This is a genomic window from Burkholderia sp. Ac-20379, assembly GCF_017104645.1.
Lineage (GTDB): Bacteria > Pseudomonadota > Gammaproteobacteria > Burkholderiales > Burkholderiaceae > Burkholderia.
This window is the reverse complement of sequence record NZ_JAAGPF010000237.1, coordinates 1-11,478: the sequence shown is the minus strand read 5'-3', so window position 1 is coordinate 11,478 and position 11,478 is coordinate 1. Positions and strand designations below refer to the sequence as shown.

Here is an 11,478-nt window from a genome sequence, read left to right as displayed (position 1 = left end):
CCGCTGCGCGCGGATCGCGCGCGCGATCGCCGCGGCCGGCGCGCGCGCCACCTCGACGATCGCCGCGCGCAGCGCGGCCGCGTCGCCCACCGGCACGTAACGCACCTCGTCGCGCGTGAAATAGGCCGACAGCCCGCCCACGTCGCTCGCGATCACCGGCAAGCCGGACAGCACGGCCTCCTGCACCACCGTGATGCCGCTCGCGTGCAGGTTCGGCCGCAGCGGCACGCACACCAGCGTCGCCTCGGCGAACGCGGCCTCCAGCTCCGAATTGTTGCGCGCCAGACGAATATCGACGTTGACCGCACCGCGCGCGAGCCGGGCCGGCACGCTGCCCGACAGGATCGTCAGCGCGACGCCCTCGACGTTGCGCACGGCCTCGATCAGCGTGGCCCAATCGCGATGCCGGTCGTTGCCGAGCGCCAGCACGCGGATCGTGTCGCGCGGCACGCAACGTGGCGCCTGCCGCCGCTCGGACGGAATGCCGAAGCGAACCAGCTCGGTGCGCGCGGCCGGAAACAGCCGCCGCGCGATGGCGAGGTTGTCGGGCGAATGGAACGTCAGCACGTCGACGCGCCCGATCAGCCGCCGGAACAGCAGCTTGTGCGGCCACCACAGCGCGCGCCAGCGGTCGATCAGCCACACCGACTGGCCGATCACGCGCACCCGCTTGCCGATCAGCAGGCCCACCGCCGCCACAGCCAGGTATTGCGATTCGGTGTGGGTCCACACCACGTCGGCCACGCGGATCGCATCGCGATTGCGCCACGCGTGAATCAGGTCGAAGCCGGTCACGGCGCGCACGGCGAGGCGCACGAACTTCGCCACCGCCGGCTCGGGCGCGGAGCGCGAGAACGCCACGCGGCACTGCATCGCGTCGGCGCGGCCATAGCCGTACGGCGTCGCGTCGTTCAGGCCCACCAGCCGGCCCGCTTCGCGGCTGCGCCGCCATTGTTCGGCATCCTTGTCGACGGCCAGATGCGCGAACACCTGCAGCGTGCGCGCGTGTCCGGCGCGGGCGGTGTCGAGCGGCGCGGCGTGCGCGGGCACGGCCGCGCGATCGGCAGCGGCGTCGAGCGCATCGCGGTCGCGATCGATCGGTTCGCGGTAAGTGGACATGGCAGGCGGCTCCGGAGACGGGATGGGGCGAATGCGCCGTTCACTTCGCGCCGATATGCAGCACGCGCAGCGGATGGATCTTGCCGCGCACCACATCCCAGAAACCGATCACGTTGCCGTGCAGCCGCCCCGGGTAATCGATGAACGGAAAGCGCAGCAGGCTCTTGACCACGTTCGCGCAGACGTTGCGCGCGATGAAGCGCAGCGCCACGCGGCGGCTCATGGTGCCCTTGTGATAGAGGTAGAGCGGGTTGGCGATCTGCGAATAGCCCATCCGCACGCCCGAGGTGCGGCCGCGCTTGCTGCCCAGATGCACGCCCACGCAGCGCGGGTCGTACACCACCTTGCCGAGATGGCGGATCACGCCGGTGAAATCGCGGTCCTCCTGCCACGCATAGAGCGGCAGGTTCTCGTCGAAGCGGAACGAGCGCTGCGCGCGGCCGGTGATCGCCATGTTGCAGCCGTACACCGATTGCATCTCGCGCTGCGCGTCGCCCGACGCCCAGTGCGGCTGCGGCGGCAGCGCGCCGCTCAGGTGCGCGCTCGCCTGCTGCTCGCTCAGGCCCGCGCCCATGATGCCGTCGGCCAGCACGCGGCCGGTCAGCGCGACGATGCCGCGATCCTCCTCGAACACCTGCTCGCAGCGCTCGGCCCAGTCGGCGGCCGGCCGGTAATCGTCGTCGAAGAACACCACGAACCAGTCGTTGTCGCCGGGCGCCACCGCGTCGATCTCGTTGAGCAGGCGCGCGACGCCGTGATTGCGCTGACGCGTCAACCCCGGCGTGGGCGCCAGATCCACCACGAGCCGCGTGCGCGCGGCCAGCGCGTGGGCCTGCAGGCCGGCCACGTCGGACGGCTCCGCGCCCACCACGTACACCGCGTCGAGCGGCGCCGTCTGCGCATCGAGCAGCGTCAGCAGCGTGCGGCATTCGTCGGCGCGCCCCTTGGTCGCCACGATCACGTATTTCTTCATGTTTCCTCCCCCGTCCAATCGTTCGATTCCATCCATCCGATGCGTGCGCCTCGCATCACGCCGCCGGCCCGCCGCCCGCCTGGAAGCGCCCGCGCAGCAGCGGGTTCGCGATGAAGCGCAGCACGTGATCGGACAGCCGCCGCCCCGGCACGAAGCAGCACAGGCTGATCGCGATCAGCGCGGCCTTCTTGCGCCAGTTCCAGTACGGGTTCGTCACGATCGAGCGGAAATAGCGCGGCGAGCCGAGCGCGAGCCAGCGCACGCGCGCGACGAACGGCCGCCCGTACAGCTCCGCGACGAACACCGATTTGGTGTACGAGAAATCCATCAGATCGGCCGGCAGCGCCACGCCGAGCCGGTTCGCGGCCAGCGTCGAGAGCAGTTGCCAGCGCTCGCGGAATTCGCGCGGCGTGTCGCGCCACTTCGCGGCATTGGCGAACGAGATGTCGCGCGACTTGTCGGCGCGCTGGTTCGGCGCATGCGCGCGGTAGCCGCCCAGCGCGTGATCGATCACGCCCACCTGGCCCGTCAGCGCGATGCCGTAGATCGCATAGAAATCGGCGCCGTACTTGCTGTCCAGCGGCTCGCGGATCGGATAGATGCGCTTCAGGTTCGCGACGCGGTAGGCGTTGCCCGACGCCGGCGGCGACGGATACAGCCAGCCCTTGCGCAGCGACGGCCCGCAATCGCGCGGCGGGCGCGAATTCGGAATCTGGCTGCCGGTGGCCACGCCGCCGCTCGAGAAGATGTCGAGCCGGTATTGCACCTTCGCCACCTGCGGATCGACGAAGCCGGCCGCCACTTCGGCCACCGCCTCGGGATAGAGAAAATCGTCGGCGTCGAGAAAGATCACGATCTCGGTGTCGAGCAGGTCCACCGCCGCGTTGTACGCCGACACCTGCCCGCCGTTCTCCTTGCGGCGCAGGTCCACGGCCGCGCCGTAGCCGCGCACGATCTCGACCGAATCGTCGGTCGAGCCGTCGTCGATCACGAGCACGCGTGCGGCCGGCACGCTTTGCGCGAGCGCGGAATCCACGGCCTGCCCGACGAAGCGGCCGTAGTTGTAGTTGCAGATCACCACCGTTACCGAAGGCAGGCTCACCGGTTCCCCCGAAATGTCGTTATCGATCATGGCGCGCGCCGCATGTGCTTCATCTGTCTCACGTGCCGGCCGGCGAGCCGGCGCAGCGCCGCACGCCCGCGAATTCCGCCGCCAGCCCGGCGCGCCACACGCCCACCAGCAGCACGCTCAGCATCGTCAGCTCGCCGAGCAGCCGCGCCACGGCCATGCCCATCGCGCCCCAGTGCGTGGCGAGCGGCACCGCGCAGGCGAGGTTGACGAGCGCGCTGATCACGCCGCTGCGCGCGAGCAGCGCTTCGCGCTTGCGCGGGATCAGGAAGTACATGCCGAGCACCTGGGTGCAGACGCTGACCGGCAGCACGAACGCCAGCAGCTGCAGCACCGGCACGGCGTGCGCGAAGCCCGCGCCGAAGATGAACGGCACGATCCAGCCGGCCGCGCACAGCGTCACCAGCGTGGCCAGCGTCGCGCCGCCAAAGAAGAACGCGAAGATGCGGCGCGCCATCACGTTGGCGCGCTGCGCGTCGCGGCCCACCAGGAACGTGACTTTCGGCACGAGGATCTGCGCGGCCGGCCCCATCAGGCTCAGGCCCGCGCCGATCAGCCGCTCGGCCACGCCGAACGCGCCCACCTCGGCGGCCGGCGCGAGCAGCGACAGCACGTAGGTCGACGCGCCGATCAGCAGCACCGAGGTGCCGCCGTAGATGAAGATCACGGTGGATTGGCGGATCAGGCCGAGCGCGTCGCGCAGGCTCGACAGCAGCCCCGAGAATTCGCGGCGCACGGCCCAATAGGCCAGGCCCAGTTGCGCGACGCTCGACGCGAGCAGCAGCGGAAACACGAACTTCAAATCGCCGGGCCGGTGGATGAAGCAGAAGATCATCGACAGCGACAGCACGAAGCCCACCACCTCGATCGCGACGCTCTTCTTCGCGCGCCCGGTGCTCGCGAAATACCAGCCGAGGTTGAACGCCGCGACCAGCCCCATCGCCACCACCGGCGCGCCGATGCCCGGCACGCGCGCGAAGATCGCCGACTGCGTGACGGCGATCGCGCCGACGATCGCGCCCGGCACGCACAGCACCAGCCGCGCGCTGAACTGGCGGCGCAGGATGGCCGCGCGCTCGGCGTCGTTCTGCGTATGCACGGTGTCGCGCGCGCCGACCGTCGAGAAGCCGTAGTTGACGAACAGCCAGATCGAATTCGACAGCGACATGCCGGCCAGGATCACCGCGTAGCCGCCCGCGCCGAGCGTGCGCCCGTAGTACGGCAGCAGGAACAGCGGATACAGATAGCGCGAGACGTAGGACAGATAGACCGCGAGCAGTTCGAAGCTCGACAGCGTCGGCTTGATGCGGTTCATGGGCGGCCTCCGCTGCGGGACGCGGCGCGGCCCTCGAACGCGGCGGCGCGCGGCGCTTTGCGCCATGCCGCACGCCAGCCGGCGGGCTTTGCCGCGCGCTGCCGCCGTTCGCGATCGCCGGCCGGCGCGCGGCGATTGACGGCCGCGAACGCCACCGCCGCGAACAGGTAGAAGCACGGCCCGAGATCGAACACCGCAGCGGAAATCGTCGCGCCGATCAGGTTCGCGAACATCGCCTGCCGCGCGGCGAAACCGACGGCGGCGTCGCCGCGCGTGGTCAGCGGGCTGCGCGTGCGCGCCGTCGTGCGCAGCATGAACACGCCGTAGATCACGAAGCCGAGCACGCCGAGATTGCCGAGCAGCACCAGCGGGAAGCTCGACGCGCGCGCGCTGCCGAGGCCCACGCCGAGGCCGTTGGTGTCGATCAGGTTGACGAGCGACTGCATGTTCCAGGCGCTGCGCTCGATGCCCGAATCGGTGTTCATCTTGTCGACCAGCGCGCCCGACAGCAGGTCGGACACCGTCTGGATCAGCGGCGAATCGATCGCGGCCAGCACGCCGCCGAGCAGCACCAGGCCGGCGGCGGCCAGCACGATCAGCAGGCGCTTGCGGCCGCGGGTCGCCCGGTCGATCGCCTGGCTGCGGCTCGCGGCGAACACGAACAGGTAGCCGGCCAGGCCCGCGTAGGCCGTGGTGGAGGTGGACAGCACCAGCAGCGCCAGCGTCGCGAACGCGAGCGCGCCGGTCAGCACGCGCCGATAGCCGAACAGCCAGAGGCTCAGCGAGAACGCGAACAGCGGCAGCGAGAACGACGAGAACGCCGAGGTTTCGGTGAACGTGCCGCTGATGCGGCGCAGGCCTTCCACTTCGGCGCCGTCGAGGATCGCGTACTGCGCCGTCTTGATCTCGGACAGCACGTCGAGGCCGAGCAGGCCCGAGCCGAGATCGATCAGCGCGGCGATCACGTTCAGCGCGGTCAGCGCGAGGATCGCGTCGGCGAACACGCGGCTCGCGTCGCGCCGGCGCAAATACACCGACGCCGCCACGTACAGCACGAATTCGCCGACCAGATAGACCGATTGCGAGAGGTTGCCCGACACGGGCGCGAGCGGCGTCAGCGCGAGCCGGCCGCCCGACGAATCGGCGCGGTCGATCGCGAACACGAAGCTGTCGCCCTGCAGGATGCGCGGCCACAGCACGGCGCTCGCGCAGCCCAGCACGGTCAGCACGCCGAGCCAGAACGCGGGCGACGCGGGCGTCAGCTCGCGCAGGAAGGCCGGCACGTCCTCGCGCAGCAGCGCGCGGCCCGCGAAGAACAGCAGGAACAGGTTCGCCGGCAGGATGCCGGTGCCGCCGAGCGACAGCGCCTCGGTCGCGCCGAACAGCGTGCAGCAGGCCATGAACGCCACGCCCCAGCGGAACGGCAGCGCGAAGCTGGCCACGCCGAGCACGGCGACGATCAGGCCGAATACGCTGATCTCCATGGTCAGGCCGCCGCTCGCACGAAGCCGCCGCGCGCCGCGCTCACGCCACGCACGGCCGGATCTCCGCGAGCAGTTGCACGGCGCTCGCGCGCCAGGTCAGTTCGGCCGCGCGGGCCAGCCCGCGCGCGCGCATCGCGTCGCGCTCGGCCGGATCGCCCGACACGCGCAACAGCGCCGCCGCGAGCGCGGCGGGATCGTCGGGCGACACGTAGATCGCGGCCTCGCCGCACGCCTCGCGCACGGCCGGCAGATCGGCCACCACGATCGGGCAGCCGAGCGTCATCGCCTCGACGGGCGGCAGGCCGAAGCCTTCGTAGCGCGACGGATGGACGAAGCACAGCGCATGGCGGAACAGCGTCTTCAGCTCGCCGTCGGACACGAAGCCCACGTGCTTGACGTACTCGGGCAGCGGCTCCGCGCCGCTGCCGTAGACGGCCGGATCGGTGCCGCCCGCCACCACCACGTCGAACTCGGCCTCGCCGACATGGCGCAGCGCGTCGATCACGAGCCGGAAATTCTTGTGGCGGTTCAGACTGCTGACGGCGAGCACGAACGGCCGTGCGCCGATGCCGTGCCGCGACAGGATCGTTTCGTCCTCCTCGTGACGCAGCATGTGCTCGCCGCTCTCGGAGATCACGCCGATCTTGCGGCCCGGGATATGGTAGGCGTCGATCAGCTCGCCGCGCGAGAAGCGCGACACCGTCACGATGCGGCGCGCCGCGCGCCCCACGCACGGCGCCATCACGCGATACCACGAGCGGAACGCGCGGCTGTAGCTGTCGGGCACGCGCACCGGCGCGGCGTCGTGGATCACGGTGATCTGGTTGCGCATGAACAGCGGCGCGGAATTGCACAGGTTCAGCAGCAGGCTGCCGCGCGCGGCGCCGGGCAGCGCCCATTGCTCCCACGCCTGGCCGCGCCGGCCCTGCACCGTGCGCATCGGAATCCGGCCGAACGGGTTGGCGATCGCGTAGGGGCCGTCGGGCACCAGCAGTTCGAGATCGAGCCCGGCCACCGAGGGATCGCGCTCGGCGATCAGCGCGTCGATGCTGCGCATGATCTCGAACGCGAAGCGATCGACGCCCGTGGCCGGGCGGAACAGGAATCGCCCGTTCACCGAAATCCTGCGCACCCCGTTCGATGTTTGCATCGTGTTTCTGGTCCGTTCTTGATGTTGCGATCGGGCTGCACGGCCGGCACGTGCCGCACGCCCTCGTTCGATTCGTATTGCGTGTCGGCCGTCACGAGCCGGGCCGTTCGGCGCCGGCTCCGCGATCGACACCGCTGCGCAGGCGTTCCCCGGCCCGCCGACACGGCCTGCCTATACAGCAGGTATCGTGCCAATCGCATCGCGCGGCGGCGCGCGTGTTGCGTCGCGCCAAAACGGCTTGCGCAGCAAGGGTTTCGCGGCGCGCGCCGGGCGCACGGCGCGCACATCGCGCCGATGTTCCCGATCGTTACGTAACCGTTGCCGGCTCGCGTTACGTAACGATCGGCCGCGCGATGCGTGCGGGCGCAAGCAACGCGCGGCACGTCAAACGATTGCGCTTATTGCGTCGCAATAGCCGCATGCGGCATCGCGCACGCGCGCCGCCTCGCGACGGAGAAAGGCACGCATGTTGCTTGATTCACGGCTTCACGATCCTGCCGCCGACGATGCCGACACCCGCCGCCCCGCTCTCCTCGCGCCTCAAGCGCCACGCCGCCACCGGCCTTGCCACGCTGCAGGCCGCGGTGCTGCGCGCGCGCCGCCGCCCGCAGGCACGCGAGGCCGCGCCGCCCGCCGGCACGATCAAGATCGTGGCGCAGTTCGCGCTGACCAACGGCATCGTCAACGGCGCGCGCTATCAGGCGCAGACGCTGCGCCGGCTCGGCTACGCGGTCGAGCTCGTCGACGTGACGGCGGCGGTCAAGCGGCCATGGCGCACGATCGCGGCCACGCCGGGCGGCCTGTTCATCTTTCATTGCGGCGGCCCCGAGCTGCCGCTGCTCGCCTGGCCGCTGCGCGCGGTGCTCGCGAGCGGCCGCACGATCGGCTATTTCGCATGGGAATCGGCGCTGCCGCCGCAAGGCTGGCAACGCGCCGCGGCGCTCGTCGACGAAGTCTGGACACCGAGCCCGTTCGCCGCCGAGGCGCTGGCCAAGGTGTTCGCGGTGCCGGTCGTGGTCGCGCCGCACGTGGTCGATCCGCGCGGCACGCCGCGCCGCTGGCGGCGCAACGAAGGCCCGCTGACGTTCCTGACGATGGCCGACGCGCGTTCGAGCCTCGCGCGCAAGAATCCGCTCGGCGCGATCGCCGCGTTTCGCGCGGCGTTTCCGCACGAGCGCGACGTGCGGCTGATCGTCAAGCTCAAGCTGCACGGCGCGCCGGGCGAACTCGAACCGCTGCGCGCCGCCGCCGGCGGCGACCCGCGCATCGAGCTGCTGACCGGCACGCTGTCGCGCGAGGAGGTGGAAGCGCTGTTCAGCGCGGCGCACGTGTTCGTCTCGCTGCATCGCGCCGAAGGCTTCGGCCTGCCGCTGCTGGAAGCGATGGGCCTGGGGCTCGCCGCGGTGGCCACCGGCTGGTCCGGCAACTTGGTGTTCATGAACGCGGGCAACAGCCTGCTGGTGGATCACACGGTGCGCGTCGGGCAGGACGAAGGCGGCGTGTACGGCACGGTGGCCTGGGCCGATCCCGATCTCGCGCATGCCGCCGCGCAACTGCACCGGCTCCACGACGATCCCGGCTTCCTGCACTACCTGATCGAAACCGGCTGGCGCGACTGCCGCACCGACGCGCAGTTGCAGCGCTTTCGCCTGGGCATCGCGGCGAGCCGGCTGTTGCCGGCCTGCGCGGCGCGCGAGGCCGCCGTGGCGCCGGCGCTGATCAACGCGGCCCAGGTGGAGCCGGAACTCGGCTCGCCGTCGCACGGCGGCCTGCCCGCCACCGTCGCGCGGCGCGTGGGAGCGCACTGGCGGCTGTCGGGCCACAAGCGCTACGTGACCGGCGTGCCGCTGCTGTCGTGGATCAACGTGCTGGCCGTCACCGACGAGCCCGAACCGCGCCTCGGCCATTTCCTGGTGCCGCGCACCGCGCCCGGCGTGGTGGTGATCGACGCGTGGGATCCACTCGGCATGCGCGCCACGGCCAGCCACGACGTGGTGCTCAGCGACGTGGCGATCCCGCTCGACGATGCGGCCGGCCTGCGCCCCGCGCATCTCGGCCTGAACCGCGACCCGCTCGCGCTGGCCTGGTATTTCAGCCTCGTCAGCGCCGTGTACGACGGCGTGGCGCGCGCCGCGCGCGACTGGCTGCTCGATTTCCTCAACGAACGGCGACCCGGCGGCCTGGGCGGCGCGCCGCTGGCGAGCGTGGCCTCGATTCAGGAACAGGTGGGCCGGATCGAAACCTGGCTGGCCGCCAGCGACTGGCTGATGACCACGCACGCGCGCCATATCGACAGCGGCGATGCGCCGCCCACGCTCGGCGCGGTGCTCAAGCAGACGGTGCTCGAGAACGCGAAGCAGGCGGTGGCGCTGGCCGTCGAACTGGCCGGCAATCACGGCATCGCGCGCGCCAACGTGCTCGAACGCCATCAGCGCAACGTGCTGTGCAGCGGCATTCACGCGCCGACCGCGCCGGTGTTGCGCACGAATCTGGGCCGCGACGCGCTGGCGGCGGCGGCCCGGAAGAACGCTTAGGGATCCTGGGAGAGAGGACGGCGAGCGCCGTCCTCGATCATGCAGCGGCAGCGGCAGCAGCGCCGCTCAGAACACCCGGCCTTCGGTCAGGTGCGTGGTCACGCCGTTCAGCGCGTAGTCGCCCACCACGCGCGCCTTGTGCAGCAGCGGGTTGTGGCTGAAGATCGTGCGCAGGTTGCGCCAGTGGCGGTCGAGGTTGTGACGGCGCGCGGTGGCCGATGCGCCGCCCACCTCGAACAGCCGCTCGCCCGCGTGCAGCGCCAGCTTGCTGACGATCAACTGGGTGCGCGCGGTGGCCAGCGCGCCTTCGAGCACCAGCGCCTCGGCGTCGGGCGCCCCGGCCTGGATCGCGTCGGCCGAGCGGTCGAGCGCGCGCGCGTTCTCTCGCACCAGCGCGTCGATCGCGTGGCTGTGCGCGCTCAGTTCGCCCACCGTCTGCTGAATGAAGTGATCCTCGCGCGCCGACGGCGCCGGGCTGTGCATCACCGGGCGGCCGAACTCGATCACGTAGCGCGTCGCGTCGGCCGCGATCGCGCGCACGATGCCGGCCGCCACCGCCACCAGGTGAAGCTGGCGCAGCGCCCCGCCGTGCCGGCCCACCAGCGTGGTGTGGCCGCGGTCGATCACCTCGTTGGCCTCCACCCGCACGTTGTCGAGCAGCAGGCTGCCGCTGGCCGTCATGCGCTGGCCCATGCCGTCCCAGTCGTCCACCACGCGCAGGCCTTCGCGGCGCACCGGCACCACGATCGACACGCGCGCGTCGTCGCTGGCGCGCACCACGTTGATCCGTGCGTAGTCCGAAAACAGTGTGCCCGTGGAGTAATACTTGGTGCCCGACACGCGGTAGCCGTCGCCGTCGTCCGTCAGCGTGGTGGCGATCTCGCCGGGGCGCGACGTGCCGAGCTCGGTGGACGCGCCGCCGAAGATCGCGCCCGACAGCACGCGGTCGATCTGCAGCGCGTTGAACGGCGAGGACGGCGCGAGCCGCAGCACTTCGGTGAAGTCGTAATGGATACGCAGCGCGTGCGCGAGATTCGAATCGGCCGAGGCCAGCGTCGACACCACCTCGAACAGGTCGACCAGCGAGCCGCCCAGGCCGCCGCTCGCCTCCGGCAGGCGCAGCGCGCCGAGCGGCGTGGCGCGGAACAGCTTGAAGCCGTCGAACGGCAGTTCGCGGTTCGCCTCGCGGCGCGCGGCGTCGTGGCCCAGTTCGGCGGCGAGCGCGGGCAGCGCCGCCAGCGCGTCGGCGAGCGGTGAGGCAGTCGTGTGGGAAGCGGTCATGGCAGGATGGTCGGTGGAAATCGATGCAATCGTGGATCGGGCCGTTCACGACAGCGGCGGCGGCTTGGCGCGCACTGCGCGCCGCCATGAACGGTGGCCCTGGGTGCGCCGTGGCGGCGCGCCCAGGGCGCATCGTGAAAGTATAGAAATGCGCGAACCGCGCGGGAACGTTCGATTTCAGCTATGGATATGCCGGAATCGGCAACGGCCCGCGCCGGGTTGGCCGCGCGCGGGTGCGCGGGCCGGCGCGGGCCGCATCGGGCATCGGGCGTCAGCCGCCCGAGCGCGTCAGCCGCCCGAAGAACGGGTGGCCCGGATCGTTGAAGCCCGGCGTGGACGGATGGCCGCTCGCCACCAGCGAATCGACGAACGCCTCGTCGGCCTCGGTCAGGCGATAGGCCAGCGCCGGCAGATAGTCGTCCCATTGTTCGAGCGTGCGCGGCCCGGCGATGGTCGACGCGATGTAGCGGCTGTTCAGCACCCAGGCCAGCGG

General features: G+C 71.2%; 8 protein-coding genes and 1 pseudogene. 1 reads left to right on the top strand and 8 read right to left on the bottom strand.

Annotated features, from left to right (window positions below; translation table 11 throughout):
• The 6 genes from G3N92_RS24160 to G3N92_RS24135 all read right to left on the bottom strand — a co-directional run.
• Positions 1-1,119: glycosyltransferase (locus G3N92_RS24160; protein WP_206130100.1), on the bottom strand; the 1,119-nt coding region annotated here is incomplete at its 3' end.
• A 40-nt stretch (positions 1,120-1,159) separates the two neighbouring features.
• Positions 1,160-2,092, bottom strand: a complete 933-nt coding sequence (locus tag G3N92_RS24155; protein ID WP_206130099.1) for a glycosyltransferase family 2 protein — start codon at positions 2,090-2,092, stop codon at positions 1,160-1,162.
• Positions 2,093-2,147: 55 nt separating this feature from the next.
• The gene (locus G3N92_RS24150; RefSeq protein ID WP_241014996.1) at positions 2,148-3,224 is read right to left on the bottom strand and encodes a glycosyltransferase family A protein; all 1,077 of its coding nucleotides are present in this window, start codon (positions 3,222-3,224) and stop codon (positions 2,148-2,150) included.
• A 28-nt stretch (positions 3,225-3,252) separates the two neighbouring features.
• Positions 3,253-4,536, bottom strand: a complete 1,284-nt coding sequence (locus tag G3N92_RS24145; RefSeq protein ID WP_206130098.1) for a polysaccharide biosynthesis C-terminal domain-containing protein — start codon at positions 4,534-4,536, stop codon at positions 3,253-3,255.
• Entirely contained in the window at positions 4,533-6,020 is a 1,488-nt protein-coding gene (locus G3N92_RS24140; RefSeq protein ID WP_206130097.1) for a hypothetical protein, read from the bottom strand. Before G3N92_RS24140 ends, G3N92_RS24145 begins: the two co-directional genes overlap by 4 nt.
• Positions 6,021-6,060: 40 nt before the next feature.
• The gene (locus G3N92_RS24135; protein WP_339385809.1) at positions 6,061-7,137 is read right to left on the bottom strand and encodes a glycosyltransferase family 1 protein; all 1,077 of its coding nucleotides are present in this window, start codon (positions 7,135-7,137) and stop codon (positions 6,061-6,063) included.
• A 506-nt stretch (positions 7,138-7,643) separates the two neighbouring features.
• Between G3N92_RS24135 and G3N92_RS35075 the strand changes: the two genes are divergently transcribed.
• On the top strand, positions 7,644-9,704 hold the full coding sequence (locus G3N92_RS35075) for an acyl-CoA dehydrogenase family protein (protein ID WP_241014995.1): 2,061 nt from the start codon (positions 7,644-7,646) through the stop codon (positions 9,702-9,704).
• Positions 9,705-9,770: 66 nt separating this feature from the next.
• On the opposite strand, the gene G3N92_RS24125 is transcribed toward G3N92_RS35075, so the two are convergent.
• The gene (locus G3N92_RS24125; RefSeq protein WP_206130095.1) at positions 9,771-10,985 is read right to left on the bottom strand and encodes an acyl-CoA dehydrogenase family protein; all 1,215 of its coding nucleotides are present in this window, start codon (positions 10,983-10,985) and stop codon (positions 9,771-9,773) included.
• Positions 10,986-11,256: 271 nt separating this feature from the next.
• A pseudogene (locus G3N92_RS24120) lies at positions 11,257-11,478 on the bottom strand (aldo/keto reductase); the annotation flags it as partial.